The sequence below is a fragment of the Saccharopolyspora sp. ASAGF58 genome (assembly GCF_012277335.1).
In the GTDB taxonomy this organism is placed as follows: domain Bacteria; phylum Actinomycetota; class Actinomycetes; order Mycobacteriales; family Pseudonocardiaceae; genus Saccharopolyspora; species Saccharopolyspora hattusasensis.
The window spans coordinates 1-25,757 of record NZ_CP040605.1; the positions used below are offsets into that span (position 1 = coordinate 1).

4 protein-coding genes are annotated in these 25,757 nt (G+C 67.9%); all 4 read right to left on the reverse strand.

Annotation, left to right across the window (positions count from 1 at the left end):
- Nucleotides 1-1,380: 1,380 nt before the first annotated feature.
- The 4 genes from FDZ84_RS00005 to FDZ84_RS37550 all read right to left on the reverse strand — a co-directional run bounded on the left by FDZ84_RS00005 (nt 1,381) and on the right by FDZ84_RS37550 (nt 25,635).
- Complete coding sequence (locus tag FDZ84_RS00005) at nt 1,381-2,715, reverse strand: hypothetical protein (RefSeq protein WP_168584152.1); 1,335 nt, start codon at nt 2,713-2,715, stop codon at nt 1,381-1,383.
- Nucleotides 2,706-3,407 carry a hypothetical protein gene (locus tag FDZ84_RS37545; RefSeq protein WP_210435370.1) on the reverse strand — a complete coding sequence of 234 codons (702 nt, stop codon included), beginning with the start codon at nt 3,405-3,407 and terminating at the stop codon, nt 2,706-2,708. The genes FDZ84_RS00005 and FDZ84_RS37545 overlap by 10 nt, the downstream gene beginning before the upstream one ends.
- 65 nt (nt 3,408-3,472) lie before the next feature.
- Nucleotides 3,473-11,287: a hypothetical protein gene (locus FDZ84_RS38395; RefSeq protein ID WP_246868700.1), complete on the reverse strand. Its 7,815-nt coding sequence runs from the start codon at nt 11,285-11,287 to the stop codon at nt 3,473-3,475.
- A gap of 53 nt (nt 11,288-11,340) precedes the next feature.
- Nucleotides 11,341-25,635: a hypothetical protein gene (locus FDZ84_RS37550; RefSeq protein ID WP_210435371.1), complete on the reverse strand. Its 14,295-nt coding sequence runs from the start codon at nt 25,633-25,635 to the stop codon at nt 11,341-11,343.
- Nucleotides 25,636-25,757: the final 122 nt, after the last annotated feature.

Sequence of the window (25,757 nt, forward strand, 5' to 3'; positions counted from 1 at the left end):
CCCGCCCCGGCATCGGATGTGGTCGCCGCGCGCTGTTCCTTCCCGCCACTGAGCTCTCCTGGGCAGACGCCGTCCCGGCAGCCCGCACCGTGTCCGCCGGCAAGCCCACCGGCAACACCGCCACCGGATCCCCATGCAGAGACAGCGCCGCCTGCGACCCCTCCCCCGACAACGTCACCGAATCCGCCGACACCACCGCCCCATCCTGACGATGCGCACCCCCACGCCCCGCAACCGAGTCCACACCGGGATTCCCCTCGTGGCCGGTCGCCCCACCCGGCGACCCCGGATACCCCCCGGGCACACCACCATCGAAGTCCACAACAGACTCCATGGCGCGCGCCGCGCGGAGGCTGGCGGCGATCTGCTCCATCAACTCCGTGGCCGCGCCAGGACCCGGGTCGGGAATCACGATGCCCGAGCCCTCCACCATGGCCTTCGCGTCCTCATTGCCCAGCAGTACCTGAACAACGATGTAGTTGACCGAAGCCCTCAGCGACTTCCCCAGCCCATCGATGACCTTTCGCGATTCGGACCGCAAAGGCCGAACTGAGGCCTTCACCTTCTTCCACTGTGACCAAGCCTCGGACGGGAACTCGCCTCCCTTTGTGGCATCGGCCCACGCGAGACGGCGCTCAGCCTCCCGTATCCAGTTCTCGCTCCAACCCAACCGCCTGACCGGCGCTGGCGGGACGAGCCCGTCCCGGAAAGCCCGCAGAACAGCCAGACGCAGATTCGCAGGCTTCCCCGCGGGGGGCTCGACGACGCCCGCCAGCCACTCCCATACCTCTGACTCGTCGCGCCAGGTGTCGGTCACCTCGAGTGCTCGGCCCGGACCGAGGTAACGCACCAGCTCCGAGCTCGGGAGCCGGGTAGCCTCGCGCATCCTTCGTAGAGATTGCGGGGTGGGCTGGCGTCTGCCGTCCAGCCACCACTGAGCCGTGGACTCGTCAACCCTGGCCACGAACGCCGCTCGGGCCGTGCCGAGGTAAGCCACCAATTCCCCATCCGGGACTCCCGCCGGAACAGCACCCTCGGCGACGTACTTCACCAGATCGCCGAGATTCGACGGCTGCCCTTGCGAGGCCACCTGCACGCCCCTCCGGGCGGCTAGCTCCCCCTGCGAGGCCGTCTGCAGGCCCGTCAGGGGGCCCCGGCTCTGCTCCCGCAACCGGTCATCCAGCGCGACCGCCCCTTCCGGCCCGCCGAACGCCCCGACAAACAGGTCGAGCAACATCCCGCGCATCACCGCACGATCGCCGCCGCGACGCCACTCTAAATCGCCGATCACCTTGCCGACCATGGCGTCCGTACCGAAGAAGCGCGGGAGGTAGTCAAACTCATGCCCGTCCAGGGCATGCACCAACTCCTGCAGCACGTTCAGCTCCCGCTGGCTGGGCTGCCTGCCTGGCTCACCGGCACGCTGCGGTGGCGGACCCTCGAGCACCGGCACCGGCACCCGGATGTCGGGCCTGCGCCCGGCACGCACCACCTGGTCCAGGCCACCGAGCCTGTCCACCTCATCCCGCAGTTCGTCGCGGTACTCAGCCGCGCTGCGGGGGACACCCTGTGGGGCACGCCCTTCCTCGCCCACCTCCCCAGCCGACGGCGGCGATCGGCCAGGCGCACCATGAACTGCCCCAGAACCTGCAACCGCTCCCCGGTCCGCTCACCGGGCGGCACCAGTTCTTCGACCAGTGCCTTGACCGCCTCCCGCCCGCCGTAGGTGCTGACCGTCGACCCGATGATCGCCCGGCGCAACGCCTCGGCATGCCCTTCGGGCAGGTGCGACCACATCCGCCACACCTGCGCCGTGGCCTCATCCACCCCCAGCGCCTGAGCCAGATACCGGCTCTCACGCACCGCCGGGTTGACCCTATTCATCAACTCCGCAGGCCGCCCCTCATCCTGCACAGCCGCGAACAACCCACCCCATTCGACCTCACGGCCACGACGCCACAGCCCCGGATCCGCCAGCCCGTACTCCACCCTGACACCCGCCGGATCCACCACATGCACGAAGAACTTCACCGACCGATCCGGTGCTCTCTGGCTCAGCGGGCTCCGCAAGTCCTCCGGCCGCATGGCGATATCCGGTCTCGCCCCTGGCGCGTGCTCGCCCATCACATACCAGGCGTCGATGCTCTCCTTGACCAACACCGGTGCGTCCGGATCCGACGACTGCCCCATGCTGGCTCTCCACGTCGTCTTCTTCACCACCACCGCACGGTCCACAACACCCAACCAGCCCAGCACCCGCAGGTGCGCCAGGACGTTGTGACCATCAACATCGGCCAGTCTCGGCGCCGCGGCCACTCCCGTCGCCGCCTGGAAAGCGGCCAGCGCCGCACGCACCTCCTCAGAAACCCCCGCCAAATCCCCCGCGCCCAGCACCGGCCGGTCATCCACCACATCCGGCAGCGACCCACGTGACCCATCCCGCCCGTCCTCCGCGTCGCCGCCACGCGGCTCAGACCCCCACGCATCCACCGGATCCCTCAACGGCTTCAGCTCACCGAAGGGCACCGAGGCCGGGGCGGGCTCCACACTGGACGGCTGTGCCGGTCCGGCTCCGGCGTGGATGACCGGTTCGCTGCGCCGCGTACGCAGCATGTCCGCCAGTGCCCGGGAAAACTCCATCACCTGATCCCGGTGCTCCGGGCCGAGATCGTGGTACTTGGCCTCGACCAGCGCCACCACATCCCTCAGCGGCAAGACCGCATCCCGCGAGCCAACGCCACGACGTCATGCGTGAACCGCACAATCTGCCCCGCCGCGTCCTTTTCGTCGCTGGACAACTCCAGCTCCTCCGCCTCGGCGATCGCGCGGCGCAGTTCCTCCTGCGTCCACTGCCCCACCGGTATCCGACTGATATCCCGCACCGTGCCCGCCCCGGCATCGGGTGCAGCGGTCGCGGGCTGTCCCTCAGCCACCGGCCTCTCCTGGGCAGACCCCGTCCCGGCAGCCGGGGCCTCACCCCCGGCCACCGTCTCGCCACCAGAGGCGGCCGGGACCAACGCGGGCTGCAACGGGGCCGCCGGTTCGATCGCATCCGGATCCGGATCCGGCTGCCCCGCAGGACTGGACGCGATGCGGCCGGATGCGGGACCGCCGAAACCGCCAGGGTTCGCCGCTTCCGGGCCCGCACCACCACGTTCGCCGCCAACGGAAACGGAAGCGGCCTGGTCCGCCCCCACACCAGGCCAGGACAGACGACGGCGTTTCACGCCACCAACGGGATCAGCAGGGTCAGCCGAATCAGCGGAGGTGCCTCGCTTCCGCTCGCGGGTCGCTTCTCTTGCCCGGGACGCCAGATCGCGCCAGATCTTCTCGACCTCCCGCATCGCAGGCAACCTGGCCGCGACGGTCTGCAGATCCGTTGTGGTCCAGGATCCCTTCCGGAGCATGCGTTTCGCAGCTTCGACTCGCAAGGCACGCTTACCGTCCGGATCGAATCCCCGCGGCATCGCCGTCAGATGCTGTTCCATCCAGCCCGCCAACTTGGCCAGCTCCGCGATCCCCGCCAGATCCGCAATCCCGGCCAGGTGACGGTCCGACCACACGGGCTCCGGCACATCAGGCGACCCCGCCGCCCGCGGCAACCGGCCATCCAGCCACGCCACCTGCTCCGGCCACCCCATCCGCCATGCGCAGCCCACCAAGCCACATCATCGCCCGCGCCCGCCACCACCTTCGACGGCACCGACTCGGGATCGGTCTTTCTGTCATCACCCTGGACCGTGTCCAGGAAATAATGCGCCGGCCCACCTTCAAAGAGATCACCAGAGGCAAGGACCGCAGGCGCGTCGTCACCCTTCACATACACCGCCCGCGGAGCATCCTGCGAACCCGCCGACGGCACCCTCAACACAAGGAAATGAACATCGGGCCCCGCCGACTGTTCCATGAACCCCCGCACCGCATCACGGCCACCAGTCAGCCGGGGCTGCGGGACAACACCCCCCGTGGCCGCCTGGAACCGTTTACTCGCCGCACCTCCCACCACCCGCCGCAACACACCAGAATGCAGCAAACCCTTCGCCGCACGGACATGATCGGCGATCTGCTCCAGCAACCGCGTGGCCGCCGGATCAGGGCTGTCCGGGCCGGGAATCACGATGCCCGAGCCCTCCACCATCGCCCTCGCGTACGCATTGCCCAGCAACACCTGAACAACGATGTAATTGACCGAAGCCCCCAGCGGCCTCCCGAGCCCATCAATGACCTTTCGCGATTCGGGCCGCAGAGACCGAAATGAGTTGTTCACCTCCTGCCACTGTTCCAGGGCGCCGGACGGGAACTCATCTCCCTTCGTGGCATCAGCCCACGCGAGACGACGCTCAGCCTCCCGAATCCCGCTCTCGCTCCACACCACCCGCCTCAACGGCTGCGGCCACTGCAAGACCCCATCCGCGATAGCCCCCAGCACACCCAGACGCAGCTTCCCAGCTAGCCACACGTCCGGCTCGCGGACGCCCGCCAGCCACTCCTCCCATACATACCGCTCGTTTACAAACATCGCGGCGCCGGTCAACTCCATGGCCCGGCCGGGGCCGAGGTAGCGCACCACCTCCGAACCCGGAAGCCGGGCAACCTCACGCATCAACCGCAGATCGTGCGTTTGGGGCTGGAGTCTGCCGTCCAGCCACGCCTGAGCCGTGGACTCGAGAACGTAGGCCGCCTTGGCCGCTCGGGCCGGACCGAGGTGGCGCACCACTTCCTCATCCGGGACTTCGGCGGGAACAGCAGCTCCGGCGACGTAGTCCACCACCCCGGGAAGAGTCCAATCCCACTCCCACATGGTCAAACCGAAAACCCTGTGCGCGGCGGCAGCTGCCTCCTTCGACTGCCGGTGTTTGAACAGCCGCACGCGCCTCAGGCGGGTCAGCTCCCGCAATCGGTCCTCCACCGCGACCGCCCCGTCCGGCCCGCCGAACGCCTCGAGAATCGTGTCCAGCACGATCCCGCGCATCACCGCACGATCGCCGGGACCGCCCCGATCCCACTTTTCCACGTCTCCCGCAGAAACGCCGACCGCCCCGGCAACGTGCCAGAAGTCGCCGAGGAAGCGCTTGAGGTAGCCAGGCTCATCACCGTCCAGGGCATGCGCCAGCTCGTGCAACACGTTCAGCTCCCGCGGACTGGGCCGCCTGCCCAGCTCACCAGCACGCTGCGATGCCGGACCACCGCGGCTCGGCACTTCCGCCTGGATGTCGGGCCTGCTCGCCACCACCTGGTCCAGGCCACCGAGCTCGTCCACCTTGTCCCGCAGCCGGCGCTGCTCAGCCGCACTGGTGGTGTCACGCCTTTCCTCGCCCCACCGCCCCATCACCACAAGGCGGAGATCGGTTTGGGGCATCATGAGCTCCCCCAGAGCCCGCAACCGCTCCTGGTACCGCGCACCGGCCGGTACCAGGTCTTTGACCAGTGTCTTGACCGCTTCTCGCCCGCCGTATTTGCTGACCACGAACCCGGTGATCGCCCGGCGCAACGCCTCGGCATGCCACCCTTCGGGCAGGTGCGACCACATCCGCCACACCCACGCCGTGGTTTCATCCACCCCCAACGCCTGAGCCAGATACAGGTCCCGGTACACCCCCGGGTTGACCATATTCATCAACCCCGCCGGCCCCTCATCCTCCAGGGCCGCGAACAACCCCTCCCATTCGACCTCGCGGCCACGACGCCACAGCCCCGGACCCGCCAGCCCGTACTCCACCCGGACACCAGCCGGATCCACCACATGCACAAAGAACTCAAACGACTCCCCGATGTTCTCCAAGTCGGCGTCAACGGGCCGAAACTCCCTGTTCGGGTCCAGATGGTCCGGAACCTCCGACAACCATTCCGGCGACCCCTGGGTCAGCGGGTCCCACAAGTCCTCCGGCCGCATGGCGCCATCCGGCCTCGCCCCTGGCGCGTCCTCGCCCATCACATACCAGGCGTCGATGCCCTCCTCCACCAACTCCCGACCGTCCAGATCCGACGACCACGCGTGGACTCTCCACGTCGTCTTCCGCTTCCTCACCACCACCGCACGGCCCACAACACCCCACCAGCCCAGCACCCGCAGGAACGCCACGACATGGTGACCATCAACCTCAGCGTGACCCTCCACCCCGGCCAGCCTCGGCCGCGCAGCCACTCCCGTCGCCGCCTGGAAGGCCTCCAGCGCCGCCTGCCCCTCCTCAGACACCCCCGCCAAATCCTCCGCGCCCAGCACCACACGCCGGCCATCCACCACATCCGGCAGCGCCCCCTCCCCGCCGCGCGGCTCAGACCCCCACACATCCACCGGATCCCTCAACGGCTTCAGCTCACCGAAGGGCACCGAGGCCGGGGCGGGCTCCACACTGGACGGCTGTGCCGGTCCGGCTCCGGCCTGGACGACCGGTTCGCTGCGCCGCGTACCCAGCCAGTCCGCCAGTGCCCGGGAAAACTCCACCACCTGATCCCGGTGCTCCCGGCCGAGATCGTGGTACTTGGCCGCGACCAGCGCCACCACATCCTCCAGCGGCACAACATCCCCGCGAGCCAACGCCGCGACGTCATGCGCGATCCTCACAATCTGCCCGGCCGTCTCCTTTTCGTCGCTGGACAGGTCCAGCTCGTTCGCCTCGGCGATCGCGCGGACCAGATCCTCCTGCGTCCACTGACCCACCGGTATCTCACTGGTATCCCGTACCGTGCCAGCCCCGGCAACGGGCGTGACCGCCGCGGGCTGTCCCTCCCCAGCAGCCTCCGACCTCGCCTGGGCAGAACCCGTCCCGGTAGCCGATGCCCCACCCCCGGCCACCGTCTCGCCACCAGAAGCAGCCGGAACCAACACGGGCTCCAACGGGGGCGCCGGTTCGATCGCAGCCGGATCCGGATCCGGCTGCCTCGTAGGACTGGAAGAGATGCGGCCCGGTGTGGGACCGCCGAAACCGCCAGGATCCGCCCGTTCCGGGCCCGCACCACCACGTTCACCACCAACGGAAGCGACCTCGCCCGGCACCACACCAGGCCAGGCCAGACGACGGCGTTTCCCACCACGAGCGGAATCAGCAGAGTCAGCCGGATCAGCGGAGGTGCGTCGCTTCCCCTCGCCGGTCGCTTCTCTTGCCCGGGACGCCAGATCGCCCCAGATCTTCTCGACCTTCCGCATCTCAGGCAACCTGTCCGCGACGGTCTGCAGATCCGTTGAGGTCCAGGCTCCCCGCCGTACCATGCGTTTCGCACGCTCGACGTTCAAGGCGCGCTTACCGTCCGGATCGAATACCGGCGCCGTCAGATGCTGCTCCATCCGGCCCGCCAACTCGGCCAGCTCCGCAATCCCCGCCAGGTTACCGAGCCGCTCCAGCCGCTCGGACTCCGGCAAATCAAGCAACTCCGCCACCCGCGGCAACTGGCCATCCAGCCACGCCACCTGCTCCGGCCCACCCAGAATCGAACCCTTCCCCCGCAACACAGGCGCCGCAAAACCACTGTCATCGCTGCCGCCTGCGCGAGCGTGTAGCCCGCCATGCTGAACCCACCAGGCCACATCGGCACCCGCGTCCGCCACCACCTCCGACGGCACCGACTTGGAGTCGATCCTTCTGTCATCACCCTGGACGGTGTCCAGGAAATAGTGCGCCTGCCCGCCTTCAAAGAAATCACCCGAGGCCACGAACGCATCCGCGTCGGCGCCCTTCACATACGCTGCCCGCAACGCATCCCGCGAGGCCGCCGACGGCACCCTCACCACAAGGAAATGAACCTCGTCCCCCGCCGCTGTCTGCCGCATGAACTCCCGCACGGCACCGGGGCCACCTGTCAGGCGAAGCTGCGGGACAACACCACCCGTGGCCTCCTGGAACCGCTCACTCGCCGCACCTCCCACCATCCGCCGCAACACACCAGAGTCCAGCATGTCCTTCGCCGCGCGGAGATGGTCGGCGATCTGCTCCAGCAACCCCGTGACCGCGCCAGGATCCGGGTCCTGACCCGGGTCAGGAATCACGATGCCCGAGCCCGCCACCATGTCCCTCGCGTACGCATTGCCCAGCAGGACCTGAACAACGATGTAGTTGACCGAAGCCTCCAGCGACTTCCCCAGCCCATCGAAGACCTCTCGCGATTCGCGCGGCAGAGACGGATCTGGGTCGTCCACCTTCTCCCACTGTGACCGTGCGTCAGACTTCCACTGTTCCCATGCGTCGGACGGGAACTCGTCTTCCTTCGTGGCATCGGCCCACGCCAGACGGCGCTCAGCCTCCCGAATCCCGTTCCCACTCCACACCACCCGCCACAACGGCTGCGGCCCCTGCATGAGCCCATCCCGGATAGCCCGCAGCACCGCCAGGCGTAGCTTCCCAGTGTCCTCCGCGTCGGGCTCGGGGAAGCCCTCCAACCACTCCCATACCTCCGACTCGTAGACAGGCCCCTGGTCGGCGTCGGTCACCTCGAGTGTCCGGCCCGGACCCAGGCAGCGCACCAGCTCCGAGCTCGAGAGCCGGGCAGCCTCGCGCATCTCGTGCCGTTCCAACGCGGTGGGCTGGCTTCTGCCGTCCAGCCACTCCTGAACCGTGGACTCGTCAACGCCGGTCACCAAGGCCGCTCGGGCCGGACCGAGGTGACGCACCAATCTCTCGTCCGGGACTCCGGCGGGAACAGCATCGCCGGCGACGTACTCCAGCACCTCGGGAAGAGTCCACGCCCCCCACTCCTGCATGATCGGCAAACCGAGCACCGTCCGCGCGGCGATAGCTGCCTCCTCCGGCCGCCCGTCCGCGAACATCCGCAGTCCCATCTCGATGCCCAGCTCCCGCAATCGGTCCGCTACCGCGACCGCCCCTTCCGGCCCACCGAACGCCGCGACAAACGCGTCCAGCAAGATCCCACGCACGACCGCACGATCACTGCCACGGCCAAGCCGCAACGCGCCCACGTCCCCCAAATAAACGCCGACCGCCCGGGCAACGTCAACAACGTCGCCGAAGAAGCGCGTGAGGTAGTCAAACTCACGACCGTCCAGGGCATGCACCAACTCACGCAGCACGTTCAGCTCCCGCGGACTGGGCCGCCTGCCCAGCTCACCGGCACGCTGCAGTGCCGGACCGGCGAGACGGGTCGCTTCCACCCCGGGCTTACTCTCGGCCATCTGATCCAAGCCACCGAGCTCGTCCACCTTGTGCTGCAGCACGCGGCGGTAGTCAGCCGCGCTGGGGGTGGCACGCGTTACCTCGTTCCACCTCTCCAGCCGACGGGGGCGATCGGCCAGGGTCATCATGAGCTCACCCAGTGCGCGCAACCGCTTCTGGTACCGCGGACCGTCGGGTACCAGGGTCTCGACCAGTGTCTTGACCGCTTCTCGCCCACCGTATTTGCTGACCACCGACCCGGTGATCGCCCGGCGCAACGCCTCGGCATGCCACTTTTCGGGCAGGTAGGACCACATCCGCCACACCTGCGCCGTGGTTTCGTCCACCCCCAACGCCTGAGCCAGATACAGGTCCCGGTACACGTCCGGGTTGACCATATTCATCAACTCCGCCGGACCTTTATCGTGCAGGACCGCGAACAACCCCTCCCATTCGGCCTCGCGACCACGAAGCAACAGCCCCTGATCCGCCAGCCCGTACTCCACCCTGGCACCCGCCGAGTCCAGCACATGCACGAAGAACTCCACCGACTCCCCGCGGTTCGCAAGCCAGGTGCCCGGCGGAAATTCCCCGTTCGGATTCAGATGCGGCGGCACCTCATCCAACCCGTGCCGCGGCCCCTGAGTCAGCGGGCCCCGCAGGTCGTCGGGCCGTTTGGCGTTATCCGGCCTTTCCCCTGGCGCGTACTCGCCCATCACATACCAGACGTCGGTACCCTCCTCCACCAACTCCCGACCGTTCAGATTCCGCAACCGCATGTGGCGGGCACTCCACGTCGTTTTCCGCTTCTTCACCACCACCGCATGGTCCACAACACCCCACAAGTCCAGCATCCACAGGAACGCCAGGACATGGTGACCATCAACCTCGGCGTGACCATCCACCCCAGCCAGCCTCGGCCGCGCGGCCACTCCCGTCGCTCCCACGAAAGCCCCCAGCGCCGCGCGCCCCTCCTCGGACACCCCCGCCAAATCCTCCGCGTCCAGCACCGACCGGTCATCCACCACATCCGGCAGCGACCCCCGTGCCCCACCCCGCCCGTACTCCGCGTCGCCGCCACGCGGCTCAGACCCCCACGCATCCACCGGATCCACCGGCCGCGTCAACGGCTTCAGTTCACCGAAGGGCACCCCGCCGGAATCCACATCGGACAGCAATGCCGGTCCCGCCCCACCGCGGAGCCTGGAATCGATAGTCCATCCCTCCCGCAACGTGTCGGTGATGATACTGAGATCGCGGACATACTCCATGAATTTCGTGTCACGGCTCTCCTTCGTAGCGCCATCCGCCCGCTCGACCCATCCCGCTTCATAGACCACCAAACGGCTCAACGCCACAAAAAGCCTGTTTTCCTCATCGCCCAGCCTGTTTCCCTCACTGCTGAGCCTGTTGGCCCGGGCGAGGATATTCCGCGCACGCTGCGCGCCCACCTCGTCCGCCGACGGCATCCCCGGCGGAAACGGAACCTTGTCCGCCTCCTCCAAGACCTTCCGCAGCGACCCCAACTCCCCCATCTGCCCCCGCGCCACCAGCCCGCCCACAGAATCGCCCCGCCCGCCCTCCGACGCATGATCCCGCAGATTGCCCGCGCCTTCAGAACCCGATCCCAACCCCGACGCCGGCAACGACGCCGGCAACGGGGGCGCCGGTTCGATCGCATCCGGATCCGGATCCGGCTGCCTCGTAGGACTGGAAGCGATGCGGCCGGGTGGAGGACCGCCGAGGCGAAGAAGGGTCGCCCGTTCCGGGCCCGCACCACCAGGTTCGTTGCCAGCGGCGGAGGCGGAGGTGGCCTGGACCGGACCCACACCAGGCCAGGACAGACGGCGGCGTTTCCCACCAGCGGAATCAGCGGAGGCGCCTCCCGTCCCCTCGCGGGTCGCTTCTGCTTGCCGGGACGCCAAATCGCTCCAGGCCTTCTCGGCCTTCCGCATCCCAGGCAACCTGTCCTTGACCCACCGCAAATCCGTTGACGTCCAGGCTCCCTGCCTTAGCATGCGTTTCGCACTTTCGACCAGTGCACGCGTACCGTCCTGACCGGATCCCGGCGGCATCGTCTCCAAATGCTGTTCCATCCGGCCCGCCAACTCGGCCAGCTCCACAACCCCGGTCAAGTTACGGTCCAGCCGCTCCGGCTTCGGCAAACCAAGCAACTCCGCCACTGGCGGCAACCGGCCATCCACCCACGCCCACTGAGCCGGTCCACCCAGAATCTTCACAGTGTCGGCCGCCCCGCGGAGCCCAGTCGGTCAGGCTGAGCCCACCAAGCCAAAGCATCGCCCGCGGCCGCCATCACGTCCCACTCCAACGTCGACGCGGGATCGATCCTTCTACCATCACCCCGGACCGCGTCCACGAAATAATGCGCCGGCCCGCCTTCAAAGAAGGCACCAGAGGCCAGGAACCTATTCGCATCCTCGCCCGTCACATACTCTGCCCGCGGGACATCCTGCGGGCTCGCCGACGGGGCATCCTGCGAGGTCGCCTGCGGCACCCTCAGCACAAGGAAATGAACGTCGTCCCCCGCCCCCTGCCCCATGAAGTCCCGCACGGCGTCGGGGCCATCGGTCAGCCGGGGCTGCGGGACCACACCCCCGGTCGCGGCCTGGAACCGCTCACTCGCCGCACCTCCCACCACCCGCCGCAACCCACCAGAATGCAGCAAGCCCTTCGCGGCTCGGACATGGTCGGCGATCTGCTCCAGCAACTCCGTGGCCGCCTTGGCCGCCTCAGCCGCCTCAGAACCCGGGTCGGGAATCACGATGCCCGAGCCCTCCACCATGGCCCTCGCGACCTCATTGCCCAGCAGTACCTGAACAACGATGTAATTGACCGAAGCCCTCAGCGACTTCCCCAGCCCATCGATGACCTCTCGCGATTCGGGCCGCAGAGGCGGAACTGGGGCATCCACCTTCTTCCACTGTTCCCATGCGTCGGACTTCCACTGTTCCCATGCGTCGGACGGGAACTCGTCTTCCTTCGGGGCATCGGCCCAGGCGAGACGGCGCTCAGCCTCCCGTATCCAGTTCTCGCTCCAACCCAACCGCCTGAACCACACTGGCGGGACGAGCCCAACCCGGATAGCCCGCAGAACATCCCGGCGCAGCTTCCCGGCTTGCTCCGCGGAGGGCTTCGAGACGCCCGCCAGCCACTTCCATACATATTGCTCTTTTCGCTTCCCACCGTGCCCCCTGCCGGGCTCGTCGACGCCCGTCAGCCACTCCGATGCATACAGCTCTGCTACAGAATCCTCGACGCCGGTCACCTCGATTGCTCGGCCCGGGCCGAGGTAGCGCACCAGCTCCGAGCCCGAGAGCCGCGCCGCCGTGCGCATCTGCCACAGATGGACCGCGTGGGGCTGGCGACTGCCGTCCAGCCACTCCTGAACCTCGGACTCGAAAACGTTGGTCACCGCGGCCGCTCGGGCCCGACCGAGGTGGCGCACCACTTCCTCATCCGGGACTTCGGCGGGAACAGGATTTCCGACGACGTAGTCCACCACGTTGTCCAGAGTCCGCGCTCCCCACTCCTTCATTATCGGCAAACCGAGCACCGTCCGCACGGCGGTAGCTACCCGCTCCGGCTGCCCGTGCGCGAACATCCGCAGGCCCCTCTTGCGGCCTAGCTCCCGCAATCGGTCCTCCACCGCGACCGCGCCTTCCGGCCCGCCGAACGCCTCGAGAATCGTATCCAGCAAGATCCCGCGCATCACCGCACGATCACCGGGACGGCCACGACGCCACTCGAGGACGACTCCCTCAGAGACGCCGATCGCCTCGGCGACGTTCCAGACTTCGCCGAAGAAGTGCGTGAGGTAGTCAAACTCACGACCGTCCAGGGCGTGCGCCAGCTCGCGCAGCACGTTCAGCTCCCGCGGACTGGGCTCCTGGTCCCGCTCACCGGCACGCTGCGGTGGCGGACCGTCGAGCTCGCGCACCTCCACCCGGATGTCGGGCCTACTCCCGGCACGCACCACCTGGTCCAGACCACCGAGCTCGTCCACCTTGCGCTGCAGCTCGTCCCGGTACTCAGCCGCGCTGCGGGGGACACCCGGTTGGGCACGCCCTTCCTCGCCCCACCTCTCCAGCAGACGGCGGCGATCGGCCAGGCGCACCATGAACTGCCCCAGAACCTGCAACCGCTCCTCGTACTGCTCACCGTCCGGCACCAGGTCTTTGACCAGATTCTTGACCCCCTCCCGCCCGCCAAAGGTGCTGACCACAGACCCGGTGATCGCCCGGCGCAACGCCTCGGCATGCCATTCGGGCAGGTGCGACCACATCCGCCACACCCGCGCCGTGGCCTCATCCACCCCCAACGCCTGAGCCAGATACAGGTCCCGGCGCACCCCCGGGTTGACCATACTCATCAACTCCGCGGGCCCCTCATCCTTCAGGGCCGCGAACAACCCACCCCATTCGACCTCACGGCCACGACGCCACAACCCCGGACCCGCCAACCCGTACTCCACCCTGACACCAGCCGGATCCACCACATGCACAAAGAACTCCACCGACTCCCCGACGTTCACCAGCCGACTGTCCGGGGGCAGTTCCTCGTGCGGATCCAGATGCGACGGCACCTCCTCCAACACGAGCGGCGACCTCTGGGTCAGCGGGTCCCACAAGGCGCCGGGCCGCTTGGCGCTATCCGGCCTCGTCCCTGGCGCGTCCTCGCCCATCAGATACCAGGCGTCGATGCGCTTCTCGACCAACTCCCGACCGTTCAGATCCGACTGCCATGTGCTGGTTTTCCATGTCGTCGTCCGCTTCTTCACCACCACCGCACGGTCCGCAACGCCCCACCAGTCCAGCATCCGCAGGAACGCCACGACGTTGTGACCATCAACATCGGCCAGCCTCGGCGCCGCAGGCACTCCCGTCGCTGCCACGAAAGCGTCCAGCGCCGCCTGCCCCGCCCCGGAAACCCCCGCCAAATCCCCCGCGCCCAGCACCGACCGGTCATCCACCACATCCGGCAACGACCCGTCCTCGCCACGCGGCTCAGACCCCCACGCATCCACCGGATCCCTCAACGGCTTCAGCTCACCGAAGGGCACCCCGCCGGAATCCTCGGACAGCCGTACTGGTCCCGCCCCGGCCTGGATTTTCAGCCCGCTGCCCCGCGTACGCAGCCAGTCCGCCAGCGCCCCGGAAAACTCCACCACCTCGGCCCGGTGCTCCCGGCCGAGGTCGTGGTACCTGGCCGCGACCAGCGCCACCACATCCTCCAGCGGCACGACGGCATTCCCGCGAGCCAACGCCGCGACGTCATGCGCGAGCCGCACAATCTGCCCGGCGTTCTCCTTTTCGTCGCTGGACAGGTCCAGCTTCTTCGCCTGGGCGATCGCGCGTTCCAGTTCCTCCTGCGTCCACTGCCCCACCGGTATCTCACTGGTATCCCGTACCGTGCCCGCCCCGGCACCCGGTGTGGTCGACGCGGGCTGTTCCTCCCCAGCAGCCTCCGACCTCGTCTGGACAGACCCCGTCCCGGTAGCCGATGCCTCACCCCCGGCCACCGTCTCGCCACCAGAGGCGGCCGGAACCAACACGGGCGGCAACGGGGGCGCCGGTTCGATCGCATCCGGATCCGGATCCGGCTGCCTCGTAGGACTGGAAGAGATGCGGCCCGGTGTGGGACCGCCGAAACCGCCAGGATCCGCCCGTTCCGGGCCCGCACCACCACGTTCGCCGCCAGCGGCGGAGGCGGAGGTGGCCTGGACCGGCCCCCCATCAGGCGAGGCCAGACGAAGGCGTTTCACACCACCAGCGGGATCAGCAGGGTCAGCCGGATCAGCGGAGGTGCGTCGCTTCCGCTTGCCGGCCGCTTCTCTTGCCCGGGACGCCAGGTCGTCCCAGGCCTTCTCGACCTTCCGCATCACAGGCAACCTGTCCGCGACGGTCTGCAGATCCGTTGTGGTCCAGACTCCCTTCCGTAGCATGCGTTTCGCAGCTTCGACGCTCAAGGCGCGCTTACCGTCCGGATCGAATCCCGGCGGCATCGCCTTCAGGTGCTGTTCCATCCGGCCCGCCAACTTGGCCAGCTCCGCAATCCCCGCCAGCTCCGCAATCCCAGCCAGGTTACGGTCCAACCGCACGGACTCGGACTCCGGCGTATCAAGCGACTCCGTCACCCGCGGCAACCGGCCATCCAGCCACGCCACCTGCTCCGGCCCACCCAATCCGCCATGCTCAGCCCACCAAGCCACATCATCGCCCGCGCCCGCCACCACCTTCGACGGCACCGACGCGGGATCGGTCTTTCTGTCATCACCCTGGACCGCGTCCACGAAATAATGCGCCGACTCGTCTTCAAAGAAATCACCAGAGGCCAGGAACGCAGTCGCGTCGTCACCCTGCACATACACCGCCCGCGGAACATCCTGCGGGGTCGCCGACGGTGCATCCTGCGAAGCCGCCGGCGGCACCCTCAACACAAGGAAATGAACACCGGGCCCCGCCGACTGTTCCATGAACTCCCGCACCGCATCACGACCACCGGTCAGCCGGGGCTGCGGGACAACACCCCCCGTGGCCTCCTGGAACCGCGCACTCGCCGCACCTCCCACCACCCGCCGCAACACACCAGAATGCAGCAAACCCTTCGCCGCGCGAACATGATCGGCGATCTGCTCCAGCAACCGCGTAGCCGCCGCATCAGGGCTGTCCGGGTCGGGAATCTCGATGCCCGAGCCCTCCACCATGGCCCTCGCGTCCTCATTACCCAGCAGATCAGGGCTGTCCGGGTCGGGAATCTCGATGCCCGAGCCCTCCACCATGGCCCTCGCGTCCTCATTACCCAGCAGTACCTGAACAACGATGTAATTGACCGAAGCCCTCAGCGACTTCCCCAGCCCATCAATGACCTCTCGATATTCGGGCCGCAGAGACCGAAGTGAGTTGTTCACCTCCTCCCACTGTTCCACGGCGCCGGACGGGAACACATCCCCCTTCGTGGCATCAGCCCACGCGAGACGGCGCTCAGCCTCCCGAATCCCGCTCTCGCTCCACACCACCCGCCGCAACGGCTGCGGCCACTGCAAGACCCCATCCGCGATAGCCCCCAGAACCCCCAGACGCAGCTCCCCAGCTGTCCCCACGTCGGGCTCGCCGACGCCCGCCAGCCATTCCCATACCTTCGACTCGTCTCTAGGAAGTACGACGGAGGTGTCGGTCACCTCGAGTGCCCGGCCCGGACCGAGGTAACGCACCAGCTCCGAGCCCGAGAGCCGGCCAACCTCGCGCATCTGCTGCACATGGAACCCGTCGAACTGGAATGTGCCGTCCAGCCACGCCTGAGCCGTGGACTCGGGAACAAGGGTCGCCTTTGCCGCGCGGGCTGCGCCGAGGTGGCGCACCACTTCCTCATCCGGGACTTCGGCGGGAACAGCACCCTCGGCGACGTAGTCCACCACCTTGTGAAGAGTCCACGGCAACCAATCCTGCATGGCCGGCAAACCGAGAACCGTCCGCGCCGCCCAAATTAGCCTCTCCGCGGTTTCCGGGTCCGGCTGCCTTTGTGAGGCCACCTGCACGCCCTTCCGGGGGTCCAGCTCCCCGTCCAAGGCCATTCGCTCGCCCCTCTGGGAGCCCAGCTCCCGCAATCGGTTAGCCAGCGCGACCGCCCTTTCCGGCCCGCCGAACGCCGCGACAATCGTGTCGAACACGATCCCGCGCACCACCGCACGATCACCGAGACGGCCAAGACGCAACGCGCTCACGAATATCGGAGAAACGCCGATCGCCTCGGCGACCTGGTGGTCCCAACCGAAGAAGCGCGTGAGGTAGTCAAGCTCATGACCGTCCAGGGCATGCACCAACTCTCGCAGCACGTTCAGCTCCTGCGGGCTGGGCTGCCGACCCAGCTCACCGGCACGCTGCGGTGCCGGACCGCGGAGCTCGCGCACCGGCACCCGGATGTCGGGCCTGCGCCCGGCACGCACCACCTCGTCCAGACCACCGAGCCTGGCCACCTTCTGCCGCAGTTCGGCGCGGTACTCAGCCGCGCTGCGGGGGACACCCTGTGGGGCACGCCCTTCCTCGCCCCACCTCCCCAGCCGACGGCGGCGATCGGCCAGGCGCACCATGATGCCGCCCAGAGCGCTCAACCGCTCCTCGTACAGCTCACCGTCCGGCACCAATTCTTCGACCAGTGCCTTGACCGCCTCCCGCCCGCCGTAGGTGCTGACCACCGACCCGGTGATCGCCCGGCGCAACGCCTCGGCATGCCCTTCGGGCAGGTACGACCACATCCGCCGCACCCGCGCCGTGGCCTCATCCACCCCCCACGCCTGAGCCAGATACCGGCTCTCGCGCGGCCCCGGGTTGACCATATTCATCAACTCCGCAGGCCCCTCATCCTGCAAAGCCGCGAACAACCCCTCCCATTCGACCTCACGGCCACGACGCCACAGCCCCGGACCCGACGACCCGTACTCCACCCGGACACCAGCCGGATCCACCACATGCACGAAGAACTCCGCCGACTCGCCGATATTCTCCAACTGGGTACCCGGCGGCAAAACCCGGTCCGGATCCAGATGCGGCGGCACCGTCCACAACCGATCCGGCGACTTCTGGGTCAGGAGGTCCCACAAATCCTCCGACCGCTTGGCGTGATCCGGCCTCGCCCCTGGCGCGTCCTCGCCCATCACATACCAGGCGTCGATGCTCTCCTCGACCAACTCCCGACCGTCCAGATCCGACTGCCACCTCGTCTTCGACTTCCTCACCACCACCGCATGGCCCGCAACACCCCACCAGTCCTCCATCCGCAGGTGCGCCAGGACATTGTGACTATCAACATCGGCCAGCCTCGGCTCCGCAGGCACTCGCGTCGCCGCCTGGAAAGCGTCCAGCGCCGCGCGTCCCCCCTCGGACACCCCCGCCAAATCCTCCGCGCCGAGCACCGCACTCCGGCCATCCACCACATCCGGCAACGACCCACGTGACCCATCCCGCCCGTCCTCCGCGCCGCCGCCACGCGGCTCAGACCCCCACGCATCCACCGCCTCCCTCAACGGCTTCAGCTCACCGAAGGGCACCCGGCGGGAATCCACATCGGACAGCCGTGCCGGCCCGGCTCCGGCGTGGATGACCGGCCCGCTGCGCCGCGTACGCAGCCAGTCCGCCAGCTCCCGGGAAAACTTCACCACCTGGTCCCGGTGGTCCCGGCCGAGGTCGTGGTGTTTGGCCGCGACCAGCGCCACCACATTCTCCAACGGCACCGCGGCATCCCGGCGAGCCAACTCCGCGACGCCATGCGTGTCCTGCACGATCTGCCCGGCCGTCTCCTTTTCGTCTCTGGACAGGTCCAGCTTCTTCGCCTCGGCGATCGCGCGGACGAGTTCCTCCTGCGTCCACTGCCCCACCGGTTTCCCACCGGTATCCCGTACCGTGCCCGTCCCGGCATCGGGTGTGGTCGACGCGGGCTGTCCCTCCCCAGCCTCCGACCTCGCCTGGGCAGCCGTCCGCTCGACGGCACCACCGTCGGCCCGCTGCCCCTCCGTCACACCGCCAGCACCATCGTCCTGCGAAACAACGTCGCCCGACCAGACAGCACCACCACCGTCCACAACAGACCCCGCGGGGCGCATTGAGCTCCCGGACGGCATCTCCTTTCCGCCCACGCGCTTAAGCCGCTCCAGCAACCCTGGCCGTTCGTTGTTCATGAAGGTATCGAATTCGTCGCTCACCGCTTTATCGCTCGCGGCACCCGCCACACGCGCATCGTCAGTGGGAGTGCCAGCGCTCGGCTCGGCATCCCACGCAGAAGCCCCCGGGTCGTCGACCTGACCACCCGATACCTCACCACCATCACGGCCGAACGCCCGACGGAGACCATCATCACGGAGAAAGGCGATCTCAGTCAGCCACGATTTGAACCGCTCCTCGGAGTCCGGACTCCCGCGCCCGAACGTCCCCGCACCCCCACCACCATCGCTCCCGGTGGAACCCACCACATCCTCGGTGGACTCCGACCGCGCAGCGGTCGCCGGATCACCCGACGCATCCCCAGTGAACTCCGGCCGCACATCCCCACCCAGTGCGGGCACCCCGCCCGCATCACCGACCGATTCGGACCCCGCACCCCGGCCCGTCCCCGGCCCGGCCCCCGCACTCACCTCCGTCAAGGCCACCAACATACGGGCCAGTCTGTTCCGTACCCGCGCGATCTCACCGTCCCCGTCTCCACGCATCATGTGATAGGCCAGCACGCTTACAGCTTGCGACGAGCCATTAAATGACTCCCCCAATTTTATGGATGCGCGGTCCAACAAGATTTTCCGTGCCGGGCCAGACAATTCCTCCAACGCCACATTGGCCTCATTGCTCGACCATCGCAGTTCCCGCTTCGCAGCAGCACTACTCGACAAGCTCGCCAGGCCACGCCATTTCTTCTCGACCGCCCGCATCCCAGGCAACCCGTCCTTGACCCACTGCAGATCCTCTGCGGTCCAGGCTCCCTGCCGTACCATGCGTTTCGCAACGTCGACGTTCCGTTTACGCTCACCGCCCGGATCAAATCCCGGCATCGCTTCCAGATGCAGTTCCATCCGGCCCGCCAACTCGGCCACCTCCGCGATCCCGGCGAGGTTACCGAGCCGCTCCCGCCGCACCGACTCCGGCAAATCAAGCACTCGCGGCAACCGGCCATCCAACGCCGCCTGCACCGGCCCACCCAGAATGACGTCGGCGGCCGCCGCCTGCGAACCCTCCCCCTGCGACGCGGACGCTGAGGAATCATCGCTATCGCTGCCCCCCTCGAAGGCGCGCAGTTCAGCCCACCAGGCCACAGCATCGCCCGCGGCCGCCATCACACCCAACGACAACGTCGACCCGGGATGGATCCTTCTGCCATCACCCTGGACCGCGTCCACGAAATAATGCGCCGGCCCGTTTTTAAAGAAATAACCAGAGGCCAGGAACGCATTCGTCGCATCCTTGCCCGTCACATACTCTGCCCGCGGGGCACCCTGCGAGGTCTCTCCCCACGACGAGGTCGCCGGCGGCATCCTCAGCACAAGGAAATGAACTTCAGGCCCCGCCCACTGCTCCATGAACTCCCGCACCGCAGCGGGGCCACCGGTCAGCCGGGGCTGTGGGACAACACCCCCGGTCGCGGCCTGGAACTCCTCACTCGCCGCACCTCCCACAACCCGCCGCAACACACCAGAATGCAGCATGCCTTCCGCGGCACGGACGCTGTCGGCGATCTGATCCAGCAACTCCGTTGCCGCCTTGGGACCCGCCTTGGGAATCACGATGCCCGAGCCCGCCACCATGACCTTCGCGATCTCATTGCCGAGCAGAACCTGAACAACGATGTAGTTGACCGAAGCCCTCAGCGACCTCCCCAGCCCATCGATGACCTCTCGCGATTCGGGCCGCAGAGACGGAACTGAGGCCGTCACCTTCTTCCACTGTTCCCAAGCCTCGGACGGGAACGGGCCTCCCTTCTTGGCATCGGCCCACGCGAGACGGCGCTCAGCCTCCCGTATCCAGTTCTTGCTCCAACCCAACCGCCTGGACGGCGCTGGCGGGACGAGCCCATCCCGGATAGCCCGCAAAACATCCAGGCGCAGCTTCGCAGGCTCCCCCGCGGGGGGCTCGCCGACGCCCGCCAGCCACCCCCATACCTCCGACTCGTCTATAGGAAACCCGCCGCCGGTATCGGTCACCTCGAGTGCTCGGCCCGGACCGAGGTAACGCACCAGCTCCGAGCTCGGGAGCCGGGCAGCCGCGCGCATCCGCTGCAGATGGTTCGGGTTGGGCTGTTGGCTGCCGTCCCGCCACCTCTGAGCCGTGGACTCGTCAACTCCGGCCTCCAAGGCCGCGCGGGCCGTGCCGAGGTGAGCCACCAAATCCCCATCCGGGACTCCCGCCGGAACAGCATCCTCGGCGACGTACTTCACCAGATCGCCCGGCCTCCAGGGCAACCAATCCTCCATGGCCCGCAAACCGAGAACCGTCGCCACGGTTGCCGGGTCCCGCTGCCGTCGCGGATACCCGCCCCAGTCCAGCTCCCACTTCGACGCCATCTCCAAGCCCAGCTGCTGCAGGGGGCCCCGGCTCTCCCGCAATCGGTTAGCCAGCGCGACCACGCCTTCCGGCCCGCCGAACGCCGCGAGAAACGCGTCCAGCAAGATCCCACGCACCACCGCACGATCACCATGGCCAAGACGGAACCCGCTCCCGTCTTCCGGAAGAACGCCGATCGCCCCGGCGTCCCCGTTATCACCGTAGAAGCGCTTGAGGTAGTCAAGCTCATGACCGTCCAGGGCGTGCACCAGCTCGCGCAGCACGTTCAGCTCCCGCGGACTGGGCTGCCGGCCTGACACACCGGCACGCTGCGGTGCCGGACCGCCGAGCACCGGCACCCGGATGTCGGGCCTGCTCCCGGCAAGCACCACCTCGTCCAGGCCACCGAGCTCGTCCACCTCATCCCGCAGTTGGTCGCGGTAATCGGCCGCAGTGAGGAAGTCACGCCTTTCCTCGCCCCACCTCCCCAACCGACGGCGGCGATCGGCCAGGCCCACCATGAACTGCCCCAGAGCACCCAACCGCTCGTCGTACGGCGGACCGTCCGGCAGCAGTTCTTCGACCAGACTCTTGACCTCCTCCCGCCCGCCATAGGTGCTGACCACCGACCCGATGATCACCCGCCGCAACGCCTCGGCATACCCTTCGGGCAGGTACGACCACATCCGCCACACCCGCGCCGTAGCCTCATCCACCCCCAACACCTGAGCCAGATACCGGCTCTCACGCACCGACGGGTTGACCAAATCCATCAACTCCGCAGGACCCTCATCCTGCAAAGCCGCGAACAACCCACCCCATTCGACCTCACGGCCACGACGCCACAACCCCGGATCCGCCAGCCCGTACTCCACCCTGCCACCCGCCGGATCCACCACATGCACGAAGAACTCCACCGACTCCCCGATGTTCTCCAACTCGGCATCCGGCGGCAAAACCCTGTCCGGATCCAGATGCCGCGGCACCCCCCACCGCTGATTCGGCGCTCTCTGGGTCAGGAATTCCCACAAGTCGTCGGTCCGTTTGGCGCTAAACGGCCTCCCTTGCGCGTACTCGCCCTTCACATACCGGGCGTCGATGCCCTCCTCGACCAACACCGGTGCTTCCGGATCCGACGATCGCCCACTGCGGACCCTCCACGTCGTCTTCCGCCTCCTCACCACCACCGCATCGTCCGCAACACCCAACCAGTCCAGCCGCATCCGCATGTCCGCCATGACATTGTGACCATCAACATCGGCCAGCCTCGGCTCCGCAGGCACTCTTGTCGCTGCCTCGAAGGCGTCCAGCGCCGCCCGCCCCTCCCAAGAAAGCCCCGCCAACTCCTCCACGACCAGCACCACACGCCGGCCATCCACCACATCCGGCAGCGACCCCGGTGACCCATCCTGCGCGTACTCCGCGTCGCCCTCCGCGTCGCCGCCACGCAGCTGAGACCCCCCATCTACCGGAGGCTTCAGCTCACCGAAGGGCACCGGGACGGAAGCGGACGGCCGTGCTGGTCCGGCCCCGGCCCGGATTCTCAGCCCGCTGCCCCGCGTACCCAGCCTGTCCGCCAGCGCCTGGGAAAACTCCACCACCTGATCCCGGTGCTCCCTGCCGAGCTCGCGGCGGCCCTGGTGATCACCGCCGAGCTCGCGGCGCTTGGCCGCGACCAGCGCCACCACATCCTCCAACGGCACAACGGCATCCGCACGAGCCAACCCCTGGACGTCATGCGCGAGCTGCACAATCTGCCTCGCCGCTTTCTTTTCCCTGCTGGACAAGCGCAGCAACTTCGCCTGGGCGATCGCGCCGTCCAGTTCCGGCTGCGACCACTGCCCCACCGGTATCCGACCGGTATCCCGCACCGTGCCCGCCCCGGCACCGGGCGTGGTCGACGCGGGCTGTCCCTCCCCAGCCACCGACCTCGCCTGGGCAGACCCCGTCCCGGTAGCCGGTGTCTTACCCCGGGCCACCGTCTTGTCACCGGCGGCCGGGACCGTTACCGAGGCGTCCGCCAGACCGGCCACGCCCCTACCCCCGCCGGTCAGTACCGCAGCACCGGGCCCGGCCAGCGGCTTGGGACGAGAACCATCCGCGGGGAACACCATTAACTGCGGCTCGCGCCCGCCCTGTCCGGGCATCATCGCGACAACGTTGCGGCCCATCTCCTTCGCCAGTGCCAACCCCTCACCCCGCGTCACCACCACACCCACGTTCGGATCGCTGGGGGACACCAGCAGCACAGCCCCACCCGTGGAATCCGCGCCCCGCACGACTTCCGCCAACCCGCCACCAGCAACCGCCTCCGCGGACACCGGCACCCGCACCACGTTCGCCGGCAAGCCCGCCGGCAACACCGCCGCCGGATCCCGATCCAGAGACGGCGCCGCCGGCGACCCCTCCCCGGACAGTGTCACCGAATCCGCCGACACCACCAACCCGTCCTGGCGATGCGCACCCCCGCGCCCCGCAACCGAGTCCACACCGGGATCCCCATCGCGGCCGGTCACCCCACCCGGCGACCCCGGATACGCCCCAGGCACACGACCATCGGAGTCCACAACAGACTCGGAGCCGACAGTCTCCGGGCGTGCGGCATCCGCGGGCACACCACTGCCGGAGTCCACAACAGACCCGGACCCGACAGTCCCCGGGCGCGCGGCATCCGCAGGCACTCGATCGTCAGATTCCTCGACAGACCCGGGCCTGACTGTCTCCGGGCGCGCGGCATCCGCGGGCACATCAGAAGCATGTGGGGTCACTGTCGGGGAGTCCGGTGTCTTCGAAGCAGACACCTCCAGCGGCCGCTTCCCGGGCACGGCCTGATCGTCACCGGGCTCCGGACTGTACGGCGGTGGTGGTGTGCCCGGCCGGTCCGGGTCAACACCCGGTACCCCACCGGAATACGCGGGTGGTGGTGTGCCCGGCCGGTGCTGCCCGGCACCCGGCGCCACCGGAACATCACCGGCCGCGTCCCTGCCCGGCACACTGCCATCGGCACCCCGCTTACCGTCCGTGCCGTCCGTGCCGTCCTTACCGTCCTTACCGTCCGTGCCGCCCACGACAACGGCTGACACCACAGCGGAAGCGGGCACCACCAGGCCATCATCAGAAGGCACCGACACCGCCGCCGAATCCACCGACCCGGTATCCGAGAACACAGAGTCCACATCAGACACACTCGAGGAATCCGACCCGGCCCCGGAACCCGAGCCAACCCAGCCATCCGATTGCGAGGCATCCGAGGCATCCGATTGCGAGGCATCGGATGGGATGAACGTGCTGTCCTTGTCCGGGGTGCCAGGGATGTCCCCTGGCTGCGACCCGGACCCTGCCCCCGGCAGCGGGGTCTTCTCCCCACCGGTCCCGTCACCATCGTCGCTGCCGCCCCCGCCCCCGCCGGTGCTCTCGAGGTACGGGCTCGGGCCTTCCGGGTGCAGCTTGCCCCGCAACGCCAAACCCGCCAGGTTGCCCACACCGCTGAACACCGTCTCGAAGAAACCCGCCGTCAAACTAAACGGGTTCCAGGTCACCTCCTGGCCCGTGGCCGCCAAATATCCCGCCTCCCCGAAAAACTCCGACAACGCGTTCTCCACCGCCTCCCCCACGCTATGCCCGAACCGCGCCCACCACATCGTCCCCACCGACATCCCCGCATAGTTATCCAGGCTCTTGCCCACCGCGTCCGCGAACTTCGCCATCGCCGACACCGGATACAACTCCGCGTGCTCGGCCACCGCTTTCTTCGCCGCCGCCTCCAGAATCGCCGCGTCCACGTCATCGCCCAGGCCCTTCACCAGGACCTTCGTCAACATGTTGCTGACCAGACCGCCCACCGCCGACAACGGCAGCGCCACCAACGCCGAGAACGCCCCCATCCCCGCCGCCTGCTCGGTCAGCGTCCTATCCCACTTCTGAGCCGATTCCTCACCCAGCATCTGCAGCTGGGCCGGCACGTCCGGCAGCACGTTGAACACCACACCACCAGCCGCCATCATCGCCAACCGCATGAACAACTGCCCCCACCACGTCGTCAACAAAAACCGCATCACCGCCATCCGCGCCGCCAGCCACAACAGCGACGCACCAGCGGTCGCCCCCGCAAACTGCATCGCCCACGCCATCTCTATCCACAGCAATTGCAAGCTATAAATCGTCACCAGCTTCAGATACCGCACCTGCTGCGACGTCTTCCGCACGAACGCCGCTAAATCCAGTAACCCCGCCTGTCCCGAGGACAACAACCCATCAAAAATCCCCAACCCGTCCGCGAACCGGTCCGCCGCTTTCCCCGAAAACTCCGTCCGCACCTTCCCCACCAGCTCCGCCACCAACGCCCGCACCTCACCCAGCTCCGCCGCACCCGACTCCAACGCATCCGCCACCGCGAACAACACACCCTCATCCGCATCCGTCATGTCCTCACCGGTCAACACCTGAAAAAGCCGCCGCACCCCCTCCGGCACCATGATCGACGAAAACATCACACCCACCCCATCCGCAAACCAGCGCCTAGAAAGTCTTGAGCCGCCCCGGTCCGTTCCCGGGTTTCATCTGTGGGGAAGAAAAGAGTCGTGTCTCGTTCGAAGAAGCACCCGCCGGAGTC